This window comes from Vibrio sp. RE88 (genome assembly GCF_013113835.1).
In the GTDB taxonomy this organism is placed as follows: domain Bacteria; phylum Pseudomonadota; class Gammaproteobacteria; order Enterobacterales; family Vibrionaceae; genus Vibrio.
The window spans coordinates 1-23,530 of record NZ_VTYQ01000004.1 but is presented as its reverse complement, the minus strand read 5'-3'; the positions used below and the strand labels follow the sequence as shown (position 1 = coordinate 23,530).

The following is a 23,530-nucleotide window of genomic DNA, read 5'->3' as shown; positions in this document are numbered from 1 at the left end:
GTTGTATGGGCAGGGTAGATTATTTACCAAATCGCTCTTTCAATAATAAAAGAGCAAATTTTGAGTTTGTCACCAAATAGCGCTTCCACATTCTTCTTGGTTCTTGGATAACTCGGTATAACCACTCTAATCCAGCATTTTGCATCCAAACTGGTGCTCGGTTAACCTTGCCTGCAACCACATCAAATGTACCGCCAACCCCCATAACAAAGTCCACGCCCAACTCATCTCGCCACTTATTAATGAAGTTTTCTTTTTTTGGTGATGTAATTGCTACAAACAGCAATTTTGCGCCTGACTCTTTGATTTTGTTCACTAAAGCCTCTTCATCGTCCCAAAAATAGCCGTGGTGATATCCAGCTATATTGAGCTTTGGGTGGTTGGCTTTCATGACCTGCGCTGTTTTCTCAACGACTTCTTGTTTCGCCCCTAAGAAAAACACCGGGAACGCCTCAGCCTCTGCCATGGCATTAAGGTGATGAAATAGGTCAACACCGGCGACTCGCTCAGGGATCGGATGACCGACAAACCTCGCACCCCACACGACACCCATGCCATCAATGTTGATGATGTCACACTCAGTCACCGACTTTGCTAGCTCGTGATCTTTTTTCATGTTTACCAGCTTGGCAACATTCACAACCACGTGTTGAGTAAACTCCCCGGTTTCAATGCGATCTTTTATCGATTCCACGGTTTGAGCCATGGTCATTGTGTCCATTGGGCTTCCCAAGAATGTCACTCGACTCATGACTTCTCTCCTTTCTGATTCTTTAAATAAATGCTCATCGACAGGTACATCCAAGCTTGAGTCCAACGCACATAGTTAATCGCGTTGGTTATACGCGCATTCTTTTGATAAACGAATTGCTTTTTATCTAAAAGGTAAAGCTCTTGGACAGACCAATTGAGTACTCTGCCTGCCATGTCTAAATCGTCTTGCTCTCCACCGACCTTAATCAAGGTGATCACGGCTTGCGCTACTGAATGTGGGTCGAGGGGATAACGGTTATTGTGGTAGTACTTTGCTGTACCATCCGCTTCAAAAAGATGCGCTTTGTAGTAAACCAATCCATGATCAATTGACTCGTCAAACTCATCGGTTTGCAGCGAATGTTTGAGTTCGTATAACGCTTCGAGGTTATAACCTGTATGAAAACCATCAATAAACTGGTGGTGGCTGCGCGCGCCATATACCCAACTGCCATCAGGAGACTGCTCATGGACACTTTGCCAAGCCACAGTTCGCGCCAGCTCTTGATACTTCGCGTTGCCTGTCTCAGAACCGACAAAACCAACCCAGGCCGCTGCCCACAAACTCGCGTTATGGACGAACGCTTTTTCTCCTGGAATATAAGCAAAAAATTGTCGTTGCTGATCTTCTGTGTATAAATGCTCAACAATAAATTCGGCACTTGAACATGCAGCATCAACATAGCGTTGATTATTGGTCAGTTTTCCAAGGTCGAACAAAGCTCTGCTTACGTAGATGGTTGATATGACGTTGGGTTTACCCTTGGGTACAAAAAATGCCCGAGCTTTCCAATCAAAGTGATACCCCCAGCAGGAAGCGCCCCATGTTTCTGAACAGCACTGGTTCTCCAACAGCCAGTCCGCCAATTTCTGGGCTTCTTCAAGTAAGTGAACTTCCTGTGTAGTCTGGTACTGCTCCAGCATCCCTGAAATGAACAAGGCAACACCTTTCGGATTGCGCTTCTTAGGCACTCCAAGAATGTGGCGCATATTAATATTCGAGCGTTTGAACATCTGAATCCATGCGAGGCCAAATAGCGAATTACGCAAACGCGGGAACGTATCAAAAAGGCGAGCATTGAGTCCATCAAACGGATCAAAACCGGCAAAATTATTGTGAGTGGCATCGTCTAAAAGTGAACGATGGATATCAGCGATCATGCGCGGCTCCTTTGGAGAAGCACGGCGTTATAGATACGCTGCACTTGGGGAATAATCGCTTCCACAGAAAAATGCTCATCAAATTTCTGTTTGGCGTTTTGGATATAGTCTTGATTCATTTCTTGATTAGTCAGTAGTTCAATAAGCGCATCCGCTAGGGCCTCTGAATCTCCAGCTTCTACGAGAGTGCCTTCCTTGCCGTGAGATATCGCATCAGGAATACCACCAGCGTAGGTGGACACCACAGCAATACCCGCCGACATCGCCTCCAATACGCCCATTGGAAATCCTTCGTTATAGCTAGGCAGACAATAGATTTGAGTCTGTTTCAGTACGTCGAGCTTGTGCTGGCCAGAAACCCAACCCAAAAACTCCACATTGGACTCAAGCCCTAAATCCCGTGCCATAGCACGGTACTTTTCAACTTCACCATCACCTCCAATCATGAGCTTAGCGTCAGGGCATTGTTGTTTGACTCTAACCATGGCGCTGAGCAGGTCATGAACGCCTTTACGCTCACCGACTCTCCCAAGAAAGCTGATGGTTGATGAGCAAGAAGTCTGAGGATCAAGCTCAAGTGATGGCACTGCGTTATACACCAACTGGAAGTGTTTTGAACGATGAAAAGTCGCTCTCGCCCAGTCAATCCATTGGGAGGAGAGCACAATCACTACATCCGACATTTCGAATGTGTCGCGAATGTGCTTCTTTCTATTCTCATCACACTCGTTCGCATAAAAATCGCGAAACTCAGCTCCATGCAAATGCAGTATCACGTTGCCACCCAGTGCTTTAATCAATCTCACGAGCACTGATTTCCGCAAATAGCTTCCTCTTGAGGCAACATGAATATGTGCTAACCCGATACGATAAAACGCAAAGTAGAACAAGACTTTAACTAACGCACTGATGTAAAGCAGTAATGCTCCAACGCGACCAAGTCGATTGTTGGTAGAGTGAGTTGCAATCAGCCTCACTGCATTATCAGCAAGAAAACCGGACTGTTGATAGACACCCAATACAGTTGCAATTCCGCCCTGCCCTTTGATGTCAGTCGCGATGGTTAGATTGATGTTTTTTTTCAAAATTTGCTCTCCACGCTGCATACGGCCTGACGCACCTTGCCATTTTTCGTTCTCGGTAATGCATCTACTCTGTGAACATCGACTGTAATGCTTTGTCCAACACGCTCGTTAGTGTTCGCGATGAGTTGTTGTTCCTGCTGTGTCGTAAACTTGGCTTGGTCAACGACAGCTAATACCTTGATTGATTCAGCTTTTTCTTGAACAAACTGGCAGCTTATTAAGCCTTCTATACCCTTTGGTATGTGGTTAAGAATATGGATTTTCTGACCATCTTCACCGAGTAGAAAATCACCGACGCGTCCTTCGATTTTCTCAATAACAGGATAGGTTCTTCCACATGGGCAACGTTGCTCTGTGGCCAGAACAACGTGATCGCCAGTGCGGTAGCGCACGAGTGGATAAAGTGCATTGTTGTAGTTCGTGCCAACAATCTCATGCTTGCCATCACCACTGTCTATAAATTCAACATGCGAATAATCGGAGATAAGGTGATAATTGCCATGTTCACAGCTACCAATCGCCGCAACACGCTCAAACAACCCATACCAATCAAACACCTTGCACTGAAAGCGTTTCTCAATTACTTCTCTATCTTCTTGTGAGAGAGATTCTGAAGAGGTCACGATCGATTTCAATTTGCCTCGGTAATACCAGTCCTTACTGTCTAGGAACTTGGCGAGCGTAGCGATTGAGGACGGATACGCTTGGATAATATCGACGCCGTAATCTTCCATTGCTGTCAGATAACCGGGAATCGCATCCGCTGTCAGGTGAAACGACGACATTAGAATCATGTTTTCAAAGACAGAATAGCGCCAATAGGGGCCAACTTTCTGAGAGAGAGGCACTACCACATCACCGCGAATCCAAGCTCGTTTGTCGCCTTTTTGGTAACCCGCCCACTCTAAATGACGAGAGACAAAAGCCTGCTCCCTAAGAACCGAATTGAGATCTTGTGGGATCGATAGAGGCGTACCTGTTGTGCCACTGGTACTTCCTTTCACTGTCACTTTAGGGTTGAGCTGTGTGTTGAGAAAGGCATCCGGCGAGGCTTTCACATCTTGTTTATCAATAAACGCGAACTGTTCCAGCTGCTGATGGGTTTCGTAAGCAGCAGCACCTTTCGCTCGTAGCAATACCGCCTCAAGCTGCGTATCACAAAAGACCTTGAGTGCATCATGAGAGTATTCGTTTTCCCTAAGTTGACTCTTCAAACCTGCGACACGTTTTTCGCTTCGAATGGCTGCACGCACTAGATCTCGTAAAGACACCATCACGTTCTGAATAAATATTGGTGACTTCTTATATATCGACGAGGTATACACGTTAATATCCCCTAACCACGAAGGTCTTGAAGGAACGGGACTGTTCCTTCAACGTCAGAACGATTGTCATGAATGTCATAATCGTTGTCTTTTACCCACCCAATAATTTTGGCTGGAATCCCACCCACGATAGCGCCTTCTGGGACGCTTTTTGTCACCACACTGTTTGCGCCGATGATTGCATTGTCACCAACAATAATTGGGCCGATGAGTATGCAATTGGGGCCAAGGTAAACACGACTGCCTATTCGAGGTACCTCTCGATAAGGGCCTTTACCTGCTGTTTTGCAACCGACACCTATGTTGCACATTTCACCAATCACCGTTCTGTCATGAAGTAATACGCCCATCCCTTTGTAAGCAAACATGCTCCCTTTGCCAATCTGACACTTGGCAGAGACTCGGCTTCCATATAGAACGAATATGAATAGCTGAAATATCTCGGGAATTATCGGTACTTTTTTTAGATAGAACCAACGTGCAATACGATATAGAGCGATAGCATTAGGCATGTGAACAACCTGAATTTAAATGAGAATTTTGAGGAGCTAGCAACCTTTCCCTAAGTGACTTAGCTAAGTACAAACAAGAGAAAAGTAGAAGCAATGCTGGGGTTTTTGTTGTTAGGGAGTTATTGGTGATACTGACCAGAGCAAAAGACAGGATAGTTACGCGTTCAATATAGTTGCCTGATACAGCAAAGTAGCCCAACGGCACAAAAACCGTTACAAACAGAGGAACAGCACCTACAAGCCCAAAAGTGAAAATCCAACCAACCAAATAGTTTTCTATGACATCAATGTCTAAGTAGAGCTCAATGGACTCAAGTAGACGATGGCTTGCGCCAAATATCCACTCTCGAACACTTAATTGATCGATTAAGTAGAATACGTCCAATCTAGCCGACGCGCTGCCATCAATATAAAGTTTTGATGCAATTCGTTCCGTAATGCCGGACTCAACCAGCAGATACGCACCAGCCCAAAACGAGAAATATCCGATCAGCATAAATAGAGCGATTTTTTGCTTATTATCAGGAATGCCTTGAGTGATAGCTTTCCATAACATGGGAGCAAACGACACCGATACTGCACAGATAAAGATAGCTAACGCAGCTCTACCGCCGAATGCGAATAACGCTAGCGCAACAATCAACATATACACAAAGCCTGGCAGCTTGGTTTTGTTGGCAACGAGTAGCGCAATACTGACCGTTATCAGCGCGTTGTTAAGCGGGTGAGTGAGAAATGCCGTTGAGCGAAAGAAAGAAAACTCCTGAAAATCAACCTTGACCAGGCGAAAATGGAGCATGTATTCCATCACCGCCACAAACGAATTGAGCAGTATTAGATAGGCAATCAGTTTGAGCAGAAAGGACTTTTGATTATCGTTAAGGCAAGCCAGTAGCGGTACGATCAAAACTGGCGCCAAAAATGTATTAACCAAATACGCCATTCCTGATGAACCATGAATGGCAAAACCATATAGGATCACGAACACGTTGCATGCCAACGCAATCAGCCAAAAATGGTAATAGCTGCCTAACCGTTGAGCAATACCTTTCATCCCATCAAACAGAAATACCAACCCAAACCCCATGAGAATCAGGTAGGAGTACAAGTGGATCTTAAACAGTGGCGATCCCCCTTGAGATACATACGGCACCCCAAGGTCTTCTAGCATGTAACCACCAAGTAGAATCGATGATGCAATAGCGATAAAAGGCAGTAGATAGATCTTAGACAGCACCTTGCCTACTCCTTAGCTTGAGTAGCGATGAGCGAACTTCAAAGCTGTTCAACAGCAAATGCGCCAAACCATAAACCGCTAAAGCAATACCAATCGAGATAATCAGAGCCAAGACATTGTTGATTTGACCAAGGGATGGCTGGATAACAAGAATCGCTAGCGCCATCACACCCGTTGCAGTCACGGTTTTTAGCAAGGATTGAGGAATGGGGTATCGATATCCCGCCTTCCAACCAACAAAGGCCGTTAGCAAGAGGCCCACAAACATGGCCAATAGAATGCCGATTGCAGCTCCCAATGCGCCAAATTGAGGAATAAAAGCAAAAGCCGCCAGCACTTGAACAAGTAACACAACCGCCATGATCAAAGGCACGTACTTGGTTTGTAGTGTGAACTGCAAACCATGATCAAAGAAATGTGCGCGTAAGTTAAACATCAAGGCGGCAGCGGCGACCAAATAAAACGTGGTTAAGTCGATATCTGCGTATGCATCACCAAGGAAAATGCCCACTAGTGCCGGAGCTAGCAAACACAGGCCTGTAGTCGCAGGCAAGCTGAGTGCGAACAACAAGCCGCTATACATCTTGTGCTTAGCAATTAAACGTGTTCTGTCTTCGGTTAGTTTGGTGAGTTCTGGATAAAGCGGTAGAGCAATGGCCATAAAAACTAACGCCATAATGCCGAACAATAGATTCGCAATCGCGGCATATTGTCCTGCTTGTTCAAGCCCTGTAAGGTTTGCAATAAAAAGACGATCACTTCTTGCTGCCAGTATTCCCAATAGACCAGACAACATGAGCGGCGCGCCGTAAGAGAACAGCTCTTTTTTAAGCGCGGTTTCCGCAATCACTTTCCTGTGCCACTCTCCAGCACCAACACACATCGCAAACCCTATCGAGTGACTCACGACTAAAGACAGCAACGCCATTTCAAGAGTGGGGAATAGTGATAGGAATAGCACGGTTGCGAATATCGACAAGATCGCCTGAGTCATTACAGCTCGGCGATAGTAGTCCGCCTTCTGGTTCACACGCGCGTATTCAGTCGTAAACAGATAGAGAGCTTTAGCAACAAAGAAGGCGTAAACCGCAAAAAAGACACGCCATTCAAACTCTGTCAGTAGAGCGACCAAAGCACCAATGACAAAGAAAGAGAAGAGGATATTGCCAATCAACCAACGAACAACCGTCGCACAGATCTGTTTCTGCCGATCCAGTTCCGCACTCGGATAGAAACGAATGAGGCAGTTATTGATCCACTGAACTAATACTGAACGTGACGCTTCCACAATCACCATCAAGACAGCGAGAAAGCCGTATTCTTCGGGCAAAAGAAAGCGAGTCTGGACAGCAATAAGCGCAAACAAGCTGAGAGCAGAAAAGATCTGAACAGGGGCATAGGTGAGCAGCTTTTTGATCACAACAACTCTCCGTAAAGCTTTTGGTACTCATCGACTACAGCACGCGGTGAAAACTTCGCTTTCAATGACTCGGTATCCACCAAGGGCAGATTGTGCAAAAACTGCAAAACGTTTTCAGTTTCCTTTTCGGAACCATCAGCCAATGTGTAGTGCACACCAGCAGCGCTAAAATAGGTTTGCTCTTCCTGCAAGATACCCACTTCAGTTGCGATCACAGGCAGGCCAGAGGCAAGCTTTTCTAATGGTGCAAGGCCAAACGTCTCCTCAATGGAAAGAAACACGCCAACATCAGAATTTGCATACACTTGCTTGATTTGCTCCACATTCATTGGGCCAAGCCAAACCATTCTTTCAGCAACACCTAACTCTTCTGCCAGTGCGTTAAGCTCTCTCTCGTAGCCTTCATCAACAGGGCCTATGATCTGTAGCTCAACGCTAATAGATTTCGCTAACCGAGCTACCAGCTTGATGATCTTATCGACTTGTTTGCGTGGTGAAATCAAAGAGCAAGTCACCAAGCGTAACGTATCTGACGTCGATCGATTTGTTCTCTTAAAGTAAACATCATTAACCGGATTCCCCACCTTATACGCCTTTTCGTGCATGGTACTTGGTAGTGAGTCAAACAAAATATCGCCTACGTAAGTTAGCCTATCGGCAGAGCGTAAACTGAAAGCGGGAAGCAAGGTTTCAAAGATTAAGTTGTTGAGCCAGCCACGACTTTTTCTACCCACTTTCCCTAGAGAGTGCAGTGTGATCATCGAACTGACGCCACGGCTTGGCAATAATGGAAGACTCGGCAGATGACTGTGAATCACATCCGGCTGAAAGCGACGAGCAAGCTCACTAAGCTTAACGTTCTGAAAAACAAACCCAGGTACAGGTAGTCCCAATATTTTCCCTTTACTAGGGATGAAAGTGATGTGAGTTCGCTCATTAAGTTGAATTCTTTTGTTTAACTCTTGTTGCGACGAACCCACTTTGATTGCCAGAATTTCATACTCAAAACCTTCAGGCGCACTGAGCTCAAGTGACTGAACTATTTGCTGGCAGACGGAATCAACGCCACCGGCGTTGTCACTTCCCCATTTAAGGGTACTCAATGGCATCACTAGTAGGACTTTTTTCATCATCGAACCTTTAGCGAGAAAGCTCAGAGAGTGAATGACTGAGCCGCTTCACTCTCTGACTCATATCACGCTAGAACACCTCTTGTATCTATCACCACTTTCTTGCTGAAAGCGAGTTTGTCGGCGGCTTTAAATTGCTTATGATCGACAAGGACCACAACCACATTCGCCACTTCAAGAGCACGTTCTAGATCCATAAATTCAACGCCCGCTTTAACCAGATTTTCCGGCAGCGAAGAAATGTTAGGTTCGACAGCGATCACCTGCCCCACATTCTCATTGGCTAACTTTGTTGTGATATCCAGTGCTGGACTTTCTCGCAGATCATCAATATCGGCTTTAAACGCTAAGCCTAAACAAGCGATTACGGGCTTTTTGAATTCATCTGCAGCTTGTTTAACCTGATCAATCACCCAATGAGGCTTGCCATCATTCACTTCACGAGCTGTCGCAATCACTTTTGCTTCTTCTGGGCAGCTGTTCACGATGAACCATGGGTCGACTGCGATACAGTGTCCACCGACACCAGGACCTGGGTTAAGAATATTCACACGTGGGTGGCGATTAGAAAGTTTGATCAATTCCCAAACGTTGATCTTCAACTTTTCACAAATAAGAGACAGTTCATTGGCGAATGCAATGTTCACATCACGGAATGAGTTTTCAGTCAGTTTGGCCATTTCCGCCGTGCGAGAGTTCGTGAGAATACATTCCCCGCGCACAAAGGTTTGATAAAGTTCAACTGCACGTTTGTTACAGGCATCGCTCATGCCGCCAATCACGCGATCATTGCTTACCAATTCTTGTAGAACATAACCCGGCAATACACGCTCTGGACAATGCGCAACTTTGATATCCGCAGCGTCTCCACTTTGCTGTGGGAAAGTCAGGTCAGGGCGTGCTTCTGCTAGCCAGCCAGCCATCTTTTCGGTAGCACCTACTGGTGACGTGCTTTCCAATACCACTAAGTTGCCTTTCTCGAGCACTGGTGCAATTGCCTTTGCGGCACTTTCAATGTAGCTCAGATCAGGCTCGTGGTTATCACCTTTAAATGGTGTTGGAACCGCAACCATGAAAGCATCGGCAGCTTCAGGAACAGTGGTTGCCTTGAGTTTTCCTGTCATTACCGCACTGCGAACTACGATATCCAAATCCGGCTCAACAATATGAATCTCACCTTGATTGATGGTGTCCACCGCATGCTGATTGACATCAATACCGATCACTTCAATTCCGCGAGAAGCAATAACCGCAGCTGTTGGTAAGCCGATATAGCCCAAGCCTACAACTGAAACCTTGTTAAACATTGTGTGTTCCTTAATCTTTAAAGCGCTAAAATATCTGCAATTCTTTGACAAGCCTGCCCATCACCATAAGGATTGTGGGCCTGACTCATGGATTCATAGGCTGCTTGATCAGTCAAAAGCTGAGTGAGCTCGCGGCAAATCAAATCGCTGTCCGTACCGACCAGTTTGACCGTTCCCGCTTCCACAGCTTCCGGTCTTTCGGTGGTATCTCGCATAACCAGAACGGGTTTACCGAGAGATGGAGCCTCTTCCTGTATACCGCCAGAGTCCGTCAATATGATGTGAGCCTTATTCATCAGATAAACAAACGGCAAATACTGTTGAGGCTCCACTAAATGGATGTTTGGAATATCTTTGAGCAAGCGATTGACAGGTTCTTGTACGTTCGGGTTTAGATGAACCGGATACAGTATCTGACAATCTGGGTGGCGCAACGCCGTGTCAGACAATGCCTGACAGATACGCTCAAAGCCGCCACCAAAACTCTCTCTTCTATGGCCAGTCACCAGAATCAGTTTCTTGTCGGATTCAAGCATTGGGAACACGCTGTCTAGTGTTGCTCTGAGGTCTGAATCGTTTTCAATCTTGTCGCGAATCATGAACAGCGCATCGATAACCGTGTTACCCGTCACGTGAACATCCGTGGCAGGCACGTTTTCATCAACGAGATTCTGTAAAGAGGTTTTTGTTGGCGCGAAATGGAATTTCGTTAGGGAACCTGTAAGTTTTCGGTTCCCTTCTTCAGGCCATGGAGAATAGATGTTTCCAGTTCGAAGGCCCGCTTCAACGTGACCTACCGGAATTTGCTGGTAATACGAGGCTAACGTAGCGCCTAAAGTGGTTGCTGTGTCACCATGTACCAAAACGACATCAGGCTTAAACTCGCTAAGAACACCTTCCATACCCGTTAAAATCTTAGTTGTTACCGTTGTCAGTGTTTGACCCGGTTCCATAATATCGAGGTCATAATCGGGCTCGACGTGGAAAAGCTCCAATACCTGATGCAGCATTTCTCTGTGCTGCCCAGTTACACATACTTTGGTTTCAAATCGAGAGTCACTTTTCATTTGATGAACCAAAGGCGCCATTTTTATTGCTTCTGGTCGCGTACCAAACGTAATCAAAACCTTTTTCACAACACTTGTTCCCTGAATTAAGCCAAGAGTCATTTATCGCTATCGATAAAATTTAAAATAATACTTACCCAACCGGACCTGAGCCCGGCAAGACAATAGAAAAATAAATACAAAAAATAAAAATGAGTCTTATATATAAGAAAGACTCAATATCAATTAATAAACAGTTCTTCTGATGTGTCTCATTTTTAATAACTGGAAAAATAAATTTATGCCGCTATTGACGTTATATAATTGAGCACACCATCACTCCCTTGTTCGATCAGTTCAAAGGCTTTCTGGTGACGAACTCGACTCCCTTGATAAGGGTCTGGAATTTCATTTTCATCAATATCAGAATACGAGAGGAACAAAGCGAGCTTGTTTCTGTGCTCCCTAGGACAGAGGTCGTATAGCGCAGCCAAGTTTGCTCTGTCTGCTGCTAACACCATGTCATAGTTAGAAAAATCATTTCTCGTCACTTGTGTTGCCGTCAGACCATTCAGGTCATAACCGTGCTGGCTCGCTAAAGATTGGACCTGTCTGTCTGGCGAGTTGCCAACTTGATCGCGAATGGTTCCAGCACTGGCAATATTGAGTACTAAGCCACGCTGCTGTGCTTTTGTTTTCAGAACAACTTCAGCAAGTGGTGATCGGCATATATTACCCATACAAACAATAAGGATCGAAGGCATACTTTCCATAGCGATTAACCAAATTTTATATATATTTTTTCCAAGCTATAAATCGGCTATAGGTTATCTTATTGATGTAATCTAAGTTGTCTCAATTTTGAGTATATAAAATAATTGCCAAATAATATTTGAGTTATTATTCCAATTATTATCCGTCACACCTCGATGCTAATCCCTTCTGCTACTACGAAGATCGATTTTCCAACCACACACCACAACTCAGCCGTTACTTATCTATTCCGTTCTAATTGTGTGAAATTACTGTTAATAGTCAGTGAGTTGCATTGATATCCTTGTGAGCAACGTCTTAGAAAGCGCTTTCCAATTTTGCTCATCAATATTGTGTGACCATCAACGAAGAAATTTATCTTCCAGCTTCTGACAATACCAATATCCACAATATATTTAAGGAATTACTCTATGTTGTATTTTGAGTTTCTCTTCCTGTTGTTAATGCTCTACATCGGTTCGCGCTATGGTGGTATCGGTTTAGGTGTCGTATCAGGAATTGGATTGGTGATTGAAGTCTTCATCTTCAAGATGCCGCCGACATCACCACCTGTTACGGTCATGTTGATCATCCTTGCGGTAGTAACCTGCGCGTCTATCTTAGAGGCCGCTGGTGGCTTGAAGTATATGTTGCAAGTGGCAGAGAGACTTCTGCGCAAAAATCCCAAACGCGTGACACTCATCGCCCCTTTCGTTACTTACTCAATGACGTTTCTCTTAGGTACCGGCCACGCTGTCTATTCCATCATGCCTATTATTGGCGATGTAGCATTGAAAAATGGTATTCGCCCTGAGCGGCCTATGGCAGCGTCTTCAGTGGCTTCACAAATAGCGATTACCGCATCTCCCATATCTGCAGCAGTGGTCTACTACCTCGCTCAACTTACCGATATTCAGCACGACATCACCTTGCTGTCCATCCTGATGGTGACAGTTCCTGCAACGCTGTTTGGCACGCTGCTGATGTCTCTATATAGCCTAAAACGAGGAAAGGAACTGGATGATGACCCGGAGTATCAGGCGAGACTCAAAGATCCCGAATGGCGCAAGCGTATTGAGAGCACAACAGCCACTTCTCTCGATGAAGTGCTACCTGCATCGGCTCGTAACGCAGTGCTGATCTTCCATGCCTCTATCATAACCATTGTCATTATCGCGATGGTGCCGGAAATTCGCACCGTCGTTGATGGCGATAAACCAATTAAGATGTCTGTAATTATTCAGATGATGATGTTGTGTTTTGGCGGTGTGATCTTGCTGGCAACCAAAACCGATCCTCGCGATGTCCCTAACGGCGTGGTGTTCAAATCTGGCATGGTTGCAGCTATTGCCATCTTTGGTATTGCATGGATGTCAGACACTTACTTTAAATATGCCATGCCTCAATTCCGTTCGGGTATTGTTGAAATGGTGACTAATTACCCTTGGACATTCGCTCTGGCGCTGTTCATCGTCTCCGTAGTGGTCAACTCACAAGCCGCGACGGCTCGCATGATGCTTCCTGTCGGTCTGGGGCTCGGCTTAGATCCCGCACTATTGATTGGTTTAATGCCTGCCGTTTATGGCTATTTCTTCATCCCGAATTACCCTTCGGATATCGCCACGGTGAATTTTGATACTTCCGGTACAACCAAAATCGGTAAGTGGTATTTCAACCATTCATTTATGTCTGTTGGCTTGATAGGTGTGGTTGGCGCGTGCTGTTTGGGGTATGTGTTAGGTCAGGTTGTTATCGGCTAAACACACGAGATAAAACAAAGCGCCCTCAACCTAGCCTGAACAAGGTTAAGGGCGCTTTTCTATTTAGAGTTACTGATCGTGTACGATGATGTGCTGATCAAGCAATGTCGAGATAATTTGCGACGAATCCATACTGTTGAAATCTATCTGTTGACCTAAGTCCTCCACCAATATGGTTTGCTCACCGTTTCCATTGCCATCAGGGTGCACATTCAGTTCAATATCATCTCCATCGACTAACTTAGCATCCAAGTGAGACAGCAAAGTATCCATATCAACATTCGCTTGCTTCAGCTCAGGTAGTACTTCACGCAGGTCAATCTGATCCCCTTCTGCGATACTGAAATCGGTAATAGTATCCGTTGCACCATCATCAATTTCATGCCAGATAAAGGTATCTTCACCAGTACCACCCGTTAGAATATCTGAACCTAAGCCGCCATCAAGAATGTCGTCACCAGCGCCGCCCAGTAAGGTATCATCGCCAGCACCACCGATGAGAGTGTCATTGCCAGCGCCGCCTTCGATTCGATCATCACCGGAACCTGCCTGCAATTCGATACCTTCGTCACTACCCAATAGCTGGTTATCTTGACTAGAGGAAGAAACATCAATATCGGAGATATCACTGGTCACATTAAGGTTGATATCAATAGGCGCTGATTCAGCCGTAGAGTTATCCGTTTCAGTCGACACCGCGGTCAATTGAATAGTATGTGACCCTTCCTGAGCACCAACGATAGAGACGCTATCAATATCGTCTGCTGGCACCACGACTTTGCCGCCCACTGGAACGAGTGTTCCTGACGACGTTTCCACCGTTGCCCCATCAGGGAGGTCCGATAACTCAAGAGATAGAACTTCATGGACATCCGTGAGTGCCGCAACGATACCCAGTAGAGCGATACCATTATTGCTTGCGGTCAGACTGGCATTAATGTTCTTCACATAATTGTTATCTGGCGCAATCGATAGAGTTGGCGCGTTGGCAACAGGTGTAATCGTGATCGGTTTTTGCGTTGTCTCCGACATCACCATGCCTGAAGGGTTGCCTGAATCCGTCGCGGTGATGGTGAGCATCACGCTGTCAGATGGGGCGTGTGTCGCATCAAAGGTTACACCTGTGCCGGCAGATGGAGAATCCAGCAGGGCGTTCAGTTCACCAATGGTGCCCGTCAGTGTAATTGAACTGCCTGACGACGGAGTCGCTGTGATTGAAGAACCCGCAGGTATGGTTACATTCAGCTGTCCAAAATCGACACTGAGCGTGACTGTCATGGCATCATTAGCAAATGCGTCGACATAGTCTGCATCACTGACGGAGATTCCACTGATCAACTGGCCCGAAGACTCATTGATGATGGTTGTAATGTCATCCACATCAATCTCCGGCTTATCATTCACCCCAATCACTGACAGTGAAACCGTACCTGTATCTTGAAGGAAGTCATTGACCCCATTTGTTGTGCCATTGTCCTCAACGGTATAGCTGATGGACACATCACCATTAAAGTCATCTGCTGCCGTAAACGTCCAAGAGACACCGTCTGGGTTAAGAGTCAGCGTACCTTGCTCTGCTGGGACAGAGATGGACTTAACCACCAAATCATCACCATCAATATCGTTGCTGGCGGCAATCAACTGCGCGGCGGTGATCTGAATACTGCCTTCTTCAAGCATATCCCCTAGGTCAAGATCGCCAGCTTGAGGCTCGTCATTCACTTCAGAGACATGAATAACGAATGACGTTTCGTTGGTGTTTGAGGTATCTGGGTTTGCAGCATCCACCGAACCCACATTGCCTTGATCGTCGATGTGGGCCGTCACTTTAACGCCATCAGTGTCGATCAAATCATTGCTGTTTTCATCCGGTTTGAATGTGACAAGGTCTTGAGCAAGAGCCGTATTGATGTCAGCAACTTTACCCGTAATCGTCACAGTCTGACCTGAAGCACCCACCGAGACGGTGAGCCCATTGTTAGCTGCTATCGTGGCGTTTTGGAATAGCTCGCCGCTGTCTATATTCAAAGTCAACGTGTATTCTGCATCAGGATCATCAAGGCTAGAATCCACATCGGACACCGTGAAGCCTTTAATCGCCACGACAGTATCTTCTGCGGTCTGAATATCAGCGATATTGTTGAACTCTGGACGGTCATTCACCGCTTCAACATCAACGGCGACATCAAACACCTGATTCGTTGTTGGGCCAAGATATTCATTGCCATCCGCATCTTTATCCACCGACTGGACGGTAATTTTCAGGCTATCTTCATTCCAAGTTCCTTTGTTGTGATCGCCGGAATTAAACACAATCTTATCGACTTCCTGAGCATCGACACGCAGTTCCCACTTACCATTGCCCAAGTTAGTCGCGGGTGTCACACCATCTGGATAGTAAATAGTCGCACCGTCTGGCACTTGTTCGACAGTGATCAACAGGGTTTCTGGCTGATCTTGGTCAGCATCACCCGGTAGCAGATCGATTTTATCAACGATACTCGCGTTGATGGCAATATCGATGTTCTCACCTTCATTACCCGCCACACTGCTTGTTGGATCAATGTCCACCACATCACCAACTGGGGTCACATCAATGGTGAATTGCCCTTGATGTGCAGTCGGCTCTTGCAGCAGTTGCTCTTGCGTAAACACCGTAATACCAATATCGGCGGTGCCACTGAAATGCTCTGCTGGGCGAATCGAAATCGCTGACAGATCGATTTCTGTCACGCTAGGGTCGGTCAATTGAATGACCCATTCGCCGCCACCGCTGTTCTTCACCACAAAATCAGACGAAGTACTGGTTACCGTAAAGTCATCAGGCACACCCGTTAGTTTGGCTGAAAGGAACTGCTCTGAGCCATCCGTATCATTCAACGCGATCGACAAGCCTGAACCGCCCGAAGTGAGCGAAATATCGGTATCTTCATCACCAACCACAACGACATTGTCCGCTCCGGTTGGCATCGTGACAGGGTCTAGAACCGGCGTGATATCAATATCCACATTCTGGATGAAGGTGCGCTCACTGCCCGTATTAGATACTTGCGTCGTACCTGTGGTGTCGAAAACGGTTTGGTCGACAACCGTTCCTTTCACTGTGAAGGAGATTGAATTGCCACTGCTGTCCGTCGGATAGTTCTCTTTAGGTACAAAGTACAAGCCATCTAATGCCGCCTGAATGACTGCAGGATCGTTGGAATCAACGACAAACACACTGCTGTCTGGTTGGATCGGGTCACCGTTCACATCAGCAAAATAACCCAAACTAGAATCAGGTAACGTGATTTCGACTCTCGTCAGGGTTTCTTGGCCTTGGTGGCTATCGTTGCGAATATCGGCTACATCGATATCAAGATCCAGCTTAATCAGATTGTCTTCCAGCGCTTTAGAGTCCAGCTGAGTACCCGTGCCTTTTTCAACCGAAGTTGCATTCAGGGTGACTTCAGGAGTGACATCGCTATCCAACGGCTGACCTTGCTCTCCCGCTTCTGGGCCAATGTCCACTACCGGTGTGATTGCGACAGGAATATTCAAGTCGACGCGATTCTCATCACCGGACGCTTTATCCGTAGTGACAAAGGTAATCGGTAAGTTGAAGTCACCGGCATAATCCTCTGGCAGCTCTAGTTTGAGGCCATCAGGAACCGAAATACTGCCATCAGGATTGACGGTTGCTTCGAACAGGTAAAGGTTATTAGCGAAATCGTATTCCGCTCCGATCACTTTCAAACCGCTGACTTCTGCTGGAATATCGCTTGGGTCAATCACTATGGTGAGCTGGTCCGCGACATGATCAGCGGTACTGATATTACTGCCATCGACACCAATCTGGATAACATCACCAATTTGGTTGCTCAGATCGACGTAGTTGTCTTCGACTCCAGTCACAATAGCCTCTGGCGTCGTGACCTGTTCAATCACCGCCGCTTCACTATTTTGATCAATAACATCGGTTGGGAAGGTGAGATCCACAGTGGTCGATTTCTGGCTCACTGGGCCGTTCTCGTTTTCATCACCTTTATCGTAAACCTGAGCGACAAACTCAACCGTCAAGGTGCTGCTCGGTAACCCATTGCTATCGGTGTAACTAAGACCATCAGGGGCGACAATGCTGAAGTTTTCTTCATCCGTCACTGTCCAAGAGCCGTCACCATTGTTGACAGCACCTGTGACAAACAGCTGATCCAAGTCATCACCTGAAATGCCGACAAAACGAACCACCACTTCTTTGACTAGTTCATCCGAACTCGGATCAAGATCTTCAAAGACAATAACATTCGCATCACCATTTTGATCGTTGATAGTGAAGTCAATTCGGCCATCGTCATCCGCATCATCAATCGTAGTCACAACAGCATTATTCGATTTAACTTGAAGATCGCCATCGCTCTCAACAATTGGCCTAACCACAACCGTTAATGACCCCGTGACTTCTTTCGGAGCAACACTGTCACCATTGTTATCTGCATCATGCTCTTCAATGGTTAGTTTGGTTTGTAAATCCATGTCGACGCTAGAATCTTCTGGCGGCTTAACACGCACAACAGGTTGACTGGAGTTTTCGTCTAACCCAGTGATCGTAAGAGTATTGGTAGTTTCATTGTAAGTGGCGGTACCACCGGTGTAATCGGCAACTGCCACGCCGTCAATCGTAATCTCAACATCTTCTGGGAAACCAGAGATGGTGATAGACGAAACAAATTCGTGATCGCGACCATTCGCATCTGGTGTTCTGTCAGGGTTTTCCGCATCTGGTAAACTCCACGGCACCACAATAAAGCTGTCTTCGTTACCAGTAGAGGTGCGACTATAAGCATCGTCAGCGCCGCCAGCGTCGATGACAGGGACGACTTTAACCAGAATGCTGCCGTCTACTTCTCGAACATGACCATCATTCTCAGTAACGATCACTTTCGTGGTGATATTGATGTCTTCCGTTGAATTCTTAGGCGGTTCAACGGTGATGCCCGAGCTATATTGCTCCTGAGTAATGTTGGCTTGATAAATCGGCCCATTGGCATCACTACCTACGTATACCAAGTCAATGGTGCCGCCATTGCTGTCGTACAATTGAACACCATCAGGAATATCGGAGAGAAGTACCGTTATCGATTCAGAGTTATCGCTCACCCCATCTTTTTCTTCACCTGATAGGACGGCGAAACTTAGCTCAATACTGGAGTTTTCGTTGATGACAGCCTGCGCACCCGTATTGCCATTTCCGTCGGTATAGTTGTACCAAGTATCCAGTTCGGCACCGGTATTTGGCACATCTTGCACATCGGGGATGTAAGGGATATCAGCGACACCTTTCACCGACACGTTAACGGTTTTACTGGCACCCATTTCAACAACATCGGTAACCTGAGAGCCGTCGCCAAGCGTTGCGGTGTCTTTCACCACACCTGTCGCTTCAAAGGTGAAATTCTCGTTGGAATGCAACGGCGGTTGAATTTCAACTTTATCCAAATCAGATTGTGCGATCTCATAGTAGCTACCACTAGCATCGGTAATCAGTGGCAACGGATCACCAGAACTGACCCAACGCACTTCAAAACCGGTTAGCGGCTGACCATTCTCGTCAGTAAAATCAGACAGACGAACGTAGAGTACTTCCGAGGTATCTCCCGGGGTATCAATGTCTTCCGTCGAGTTGAGCGTAATAACTTTGTCGAGTGTAAACGGTTCATGATCTGTATCTGGATCAATTGTGTTTTGGCTCGCTGCGTTGTCCTCAAAAATGGAAATACGGTTGACTGAGAAACTACTCTCATCTGCTACTGGCGTGACATTGAAGACCAGCTCTTGCACCACTGATTCAGCAGTTTCTTTGCCTGACACAGCATTGGAGCCTTCTTCAGTTAACGCTTTAGCATCAAACTTAATTGCACCAGAGAAGTTATCTCTCGGATTTAGCTGAACACTATTGATGTCATCAGAGCTGATCAGATACACCCCTGGCGATGACTCTGCAATGACGTTTCCTGAAGCGTCTAGTAACTCAAACTCTCCTTGCCCTTGCGTCACTTCTAGACGATAGGTGATCGTCTCCGGATTACTGGTATCTTGTGTCACTGCACTCAAGTTGAGCGTCTGATGAGCCCCATCTTCTGTTAGCGTGTATTCGTAGGTGCTATTAGCATCATCCCAGGTGGCAATATCGGCGACACTTTCCACTTCGATTCTGAAGCTCGAATTTAGCCTATGATCCAACGTACCATCATTGTCAATTTCAAGCTGATACTTGATCTTGATACCTGATTCATCGGTCGAGTAGTTTCTGTCTGGCACAAAATACAGGTTAGTGATCGTGGTGATTTGATCGCCGTCAGCATTGACACTCGAGGTCTGGTCAATCAAAGAGCCATCAATGTAGATTTTGCCTCTGTTGTTTGGCTCAAGTTCGACGTATTGGCTGCCGTCAAAGTAGTAGAAGGTACCGTGATGATCTCCTGCCTTGATCGTCATGCCACCGATAGATTCGTTGTTATCCGCATCATACAGATTCGCTTGAAGCAAAATCTGTGTTGGGGAATCAAGACCAGAAATACCACTCTGGTTATCCTGCACGTTAGCGGTATCGACAGTATTCGGATTGTTTGGATCGTAATCTATCGACGGATCACGGCCAGATTCTTCGAAAGTCGTGACTTTGAGAGCGATTGCTGATGCTTTCCTATCAACGATAGTCAGATCCAATTGCGCCGTTGAGGTATCTTTGTCTCCATCCGTCGCAGTCACGTCAATACTGAAATCAAACGTGTCACCATCATGTTCTAGGTTATCGTACGCTTTGAAACGGATGTCACCATTGGAGTTGACTCTCAATTCACCCAGTTCACGGATATCTCGTGTTCCGTTGCCAGTATCGTATTCTTCGTAAACTTTGATCGTTTGATTGCCAGACTGAATATCGACACTATCGACATAGGTACCATTTTCACCGCCAAATTTAATCACTGAGGTACCGTCTGTGGTCCCTTCAATCATCGTAATCGCAGCGTCATCAGCCCCTTTATCAGTGGAGGCTTCAAACATATTCACTCTCTTGAAGCCACTGCCTTCAACTCTAGAGATCGAGTGGTCGGTCAACAGCGGAACATCATCGACAACTGTGATTGGCAGGTTAATCTCAGCGGACTCATCTCCATCAAAATCTGTCGCTTTGATGGTAAAGTCTATCTGGACGCTGTTTTCACCCGCACCATCTGGATGATCGAGAGGTTTAAGCAATTCAAATTGATAGCTGTTGTCTGACGTGTCAAAAACAATTCTAAATACTGGCTCATGGCCATTTTCAGTCATTGCTGTATAAGTAAACGTCGTACCACTGGTTTGAACAGCTGCCCACTCAAGCGCTTCGCCGTCAGCAGACAAGCCATCTAACGTGTCATCTGCATTGGTCAACTCATATTCCACGACACCGTCAGCGCCTTCAGTGACAACAAAGTTACCATTGAGCGTGGTGTCTTGTGAGCGATCCGAGCCGATACCCGCTAAGTCATCTTCATCGACAGAAGTTTCCCCCGTCGTACCTGTTAGCGTCGGTTGATCATCAATGACTTCAATTGGCAGACGGACAGCAGGCGAAGCGTCGTTGTCTTGATCGATAGCAACCACATCAAACGGAATGGTCAGCGTATCGCTGTTTTGTGCATGGTCCAGAGCTTTGAATTGGGTATAAGTGTAATCACCGTTGTCAGACAGTACTAGAGTGAAGATCACTTGACCGCCAGCAACACCTTGATAAGTGGTCGCGCCAGCAACACCATTTACCTCAGAAATCGTTACCGCTTGTCCGTTAGACGTTAGGCCATTTTGTGTATCGGATACATTCACCAACTCATAAGCAACAACACCATCCGCGCCTTCTGTGGTGACAAAACTGCCTGTCGCAACAGCGGCTGCACCGGAAGTATCAGAGCCTGCTGCGGTGTCATCTTCATCAACGACAAACGTGCTTGATGGGTCAATAGAGCGAATAGTTGGGCTGTCATCGCCAATGGTCACTGGCAGCGTAATGCTGTCGGTGTCACCATCGGTATCCGTTGCCACCACCGTGAAATTAATCAGTTCACTGTCGCTGTTGGCATCATGGTCAATCGGCGCTTTGAGCTCAAAGGTGTAACTGCCATCTGGGCGCAAGGTCAGTATGAATACCTCGCCATCGGCGCTAGAAGCGGTGTACGTCGCCACACCATTGGCATCCACTGATTCCGAGAGCGTCACCGCTTTACCTTGTGAGGTCATGCCGTCAATCGGATTGGTGCTCAGGTCAAGCTCGTAGCTCACCACCTTATCTGCCCCTTGGATGGTGGTGAAGTCGCCGTCTTTGCTCAGCAAGGTGCCATCTGGGCTAGAGCCTCCAGCAAGGTCATTCTCGTTAAGGATCAACGCCTCAGCTGAGGCGATGTTTGGGCTATCATCGCCAATGGTGACTGGCAGCGTGATGCTGTCGGTATCACCATCAGTGTCGGTTGCCACTACCGTAAAGTTAATCAGTTCACTGTCGCTGTTGGCAGCATGGTCAATCGGCGCTTTCAGCTCAAAGGTGTAACTGCCATCTGGGCGCAGGGTTAGTACAAACACTTCGCCATCGGCACTGGAAGCGGTGTACGTCGCCACACCATTGGCATCGACTGATTCCACTAGGGTGACGGCTTTGCCTTGCGAGGTCATGCCGCTGTCGGTGTCGCCATCGGTATCCGTTGCCACCACCGTGAAGTTAATCAACTCGCTATCGCTGTTGGCATCATGGTCAATCGGCGCTTTCAGCTCAAAGGTGTAACTGCCATCTGGGCGCAAGGTCAGGACGAATACTTCACCGTCTGCACTGGAGGCGGTGTACGTTGCCACACCATTGGCATCGACAGATTCAGAGAGCGTCACCGCTTTACCTTGCGAGGTCATGCCATCAATCGGATTGCTGGTCAGGTCAAGCTCGTAGCTCACGACCTTATCTGCACCTTGAATGGTGGTGAAATCGCCGTCTTTGCTTAGCAAGGTACCATCTGGGCTAGAGCCACTGGCTAAGTCATTCTCGTTGAGGATCAACGCCTCAGCTGAGGCGATGTTCGGGCTGTCATCACCAATAGTCACTGGCAGTGTAATGCTGTCGGTATCGCCATCGGTATCGGTCGCCACCACCGTAAAGTTAATCAACTCACTGTCGCTGTTGGCATCATGGTCAATCGGCGCTTTCAGCTCAAAGGTGTAACTGCCATCTGGGCGTAGTGTCAGGACGAATACTTCACCGTCTGCATTGGAGGCGGTGTACGTCGCCACACCATTGGCATCGACCGATTCCACTAAGGTGACGGCTTTGCCTTGTGAGGTCATGCCATCAATCGGGTTGCTGGTCAGGTCAAGCTCGTAACTCACAACCTTATCGGCACCTTGAATGGTGGTGAAGTTACCGTCTTTGCTCAGCAAGGTGCCATCTGGGCTTGAACCACCTGAGAGATCATTCTCTTGCAGAATGAGCGCCTCTGCAGATGCAATATTCGGGCTGTCATCACCAATAGTCACTGGCAGTGTAATGCTGTCGGTATCACCATCGGTATCCGTTGCCACTACCTTGAAATTAATCAGTTCACTATCACTGTTGGCATCATGGTCAATCGGTGCTTTAAGCTCAAAGGTATAGCTGCCATCTGGGCGCAAGGTCAGGACGAACACTTCGCCGTCCGCACTAGAGGCAGTGTACGTCGCCACACCATTGGCATCGACTGATTCCGAGAGCGTCACCGCTTTGCCTTGCGAGGTCATGCCGTCAATTGGATTGGTCGTCAGGTCAAGCTCGTAGCTCACGACCTTATCTGCCCCTTGAATGGTAGTGAAGTCACCGTCTTTGCTCAGTAATGTGCCATCTGGGCTCGAGCCACTGGCTAAGTCATTCTCGTTGAGGATCAACGCCTCGACCGATGCGATATTCGGGCTGTCATCGCCAATGGTGACTGGCAGCGTAATGCTGTCGGTGTCGCCATCGGTATCCGTTGCCACCACCGTGAAGTTAATCAACTCGCTATCGCTGTT

Annotated in this window: 13 protein-coding genes; 1 reads left to right on the top strand and 12 read right to left on the bottom strand. The window is 46.9% G+C overall.

The genetic code is table 11. The annotated features are described in order from the left end of the window. Window positions 1-19: 19 nt before the first annotated feature. From F0265_RS10180 to F0265_RS10130, 11 genes are all read right to left on the bottom strand, one after another. Window positions 20-751 (bottom strand): WecB/TagA/CpsF family glycosyltransferase, encoded by a 732-nt coding sequence (locus F0265_RS10180; RefSeq protein ID WP_171748793.1) that lies wholly within the window; start codon window positions 749-751, stop codon window positions 20-22. Then, window positions 748-1,914, bottom strand: a complete 1,167-nt coding sequence (locus F0265_RS10175) for an aspartate-semialdehyde dehydrogenase (protein WP_171748792.1) — start codon at window positions 1,912-1,914, stop codon at window positions 748-750. Before F0265_RS10175 ends, F0265_RS10180 begins: the two co-directional genes overlap by 4 nt. Further along, on the bottom strand, window positions 1,911-3,020 hold the full coding sequence (locus tag F0265_RS10170) for a glycosyltransferase family 4 protein (RefSeq protein WP_171748791.1): 1,110 nt from the start codon (window positions 3,018-3,020) through the stop codon (window positions 1,911-1,913). The genes F0265_RS10175 and F0265_RS10170 overlap by 4 nt, the downstream gene beginning before the upstream one ends. Further along, complete coding sequence (locus F0265_RS10165) at window positions 2,996-4,324, bottom strand: phenylacetate--CoA ligase family protein (protein WP_171748790.1); 1,329 nt, start codon at window positions 4,322-4,324, stop codon at window positions 2,996-2,998. The genes F0265_RS10170 and F0265_RS10165 overlap by 25 nt, the downstream gene beginning before the upstream one ends. An 11-nt stretch (window positions 4,325-4,335) precedes the next feature. Then, the gene (locus F0265_RS10160; RefSeq protein ID WP_171748789.1) at window positions 4,336-4,836 is read right to left on the bottom strand and encodes a DapH/DapD/GlmU-related protein; all 501 of its coding nucleotides are present in this window, start codon (window positions 4,834-4,836) and stop codon (window positions 4,336-4,338) included. Continuing rightward, a complete protein-coding gene (locus F0265_RS10155; RefSeq protein WP_171748788.1) occupies window positions 4,829-6,073 on the bottom strand; it encodes a VpsF family polysaccharide biosynthesis protein in 1,245 nt (414 codons plus the stop codon). Before F0265_RS10155 ends, F0265_RS10160 begins: the two co-directional genes overlap by 8 nt. Then, entirely contained in the window at window positions 6,063-7,493 is a 1,431-nt protein-coding gene (locus F0265_RS10150) for an oligosaccharide flippase family protein (protein WP_171748787.1), read from the bottom strand. Before F0265_RS10150 ends, F0265_RS10155 begins: the two co-directional genes overlap by 11 nt. Beyond that, the gene (locus tag F0265_RS10145; RefSeq protein ID WP_253809416.1) at window positions 7,490-8,626 is read right to left on the bottom strand and encodes a VpsD family glycosyltransferase; all 1,137 of its coding nucleotides are present in this window, start codon (window positions 8,624-8,626) and stop codon (window positions 7,490-7,492) included. The genes F0265_RS10150 and F0265_RS10145 overlap by 4 nt, the downstream gene beginning before the upstream one ends. 62 nt (window positions 8,627-8,688) lie before the next feature. Continuing rightward, window positions 8,689-9,930 carry a UDP-N-acetyl-D-mannosamine dehydrogenase VpsB gene (gene vpsB / locus F0265_RS10140; protein ID WP_171748786.1) on the bottom strand — a complete coding sequence of 414 codons (1,242 nt, stop codon included), beginning with the start codon at window positions 9,928-9,930 and terminating at the stop codon, window positions 8,689-8,691. Window positions 9,931-9,947: 17 nt separating this feature from the next. Beyond that, window positions 9,948-11,066, bottom strand: a complete 1,119-nt coding sequence (gene wecB / locus F0265_RS10135; protein ID WP_171748785.1) for a UDP-N-acetylglucosamine 2-epimerase (non-hydrolyzing) — start codon at window positions 11,064-11,066, stop codon at window positions 9,948-9,950. Window positions 11,067-11,275: 209 nt separating this feature from the next. Next, entirely contained in the window at window positions 11,276-11,749 is a 474-nt protein-coding gene (locus tag F0265_RS10130) for a low molecular weight protein-tyrosine-phosphatase (RefSeq protein WP_253809414.1), read from the bottom strand. A gap of 411 nt (window positions 11,750-12,160) precedes the next feature. Here F0265_RS10130 and F0265_RS10125 point away from each other — a divergent pair, with 411 nt between their 5' ends. Continuing rightward, a complete protein-coding gene (locus F0265_RS10125) occupies window positions 12,161-13,489 on the top strand; it encodes an anaerobic C4-dicarboxylate transporter (RefSeq protein ID WP_171748784.1) in 1,329 nt (442 codons plus the stop codon). A gap of 69 nt (window positions 13,490-13,558) precedes the next feature. On the opposite strand, the gene F0265_RS10120 is transcribed toward F0265_RS10125, so the two are convergent. Beyond that, window positions 13,559-23,515, bottom strand: a complete 9,957-nt coding sequence (locus F0265_RS10120; RefSeq protein ID WP_301338226.1) for a cadherin-like domain-containing protein — start codon at window positions 23,513-23,515, stop codon at window positions 13,559-13,561. Between the last annotated feature and the right edge of the window lie 15 nt (window positions 23,516-23,530).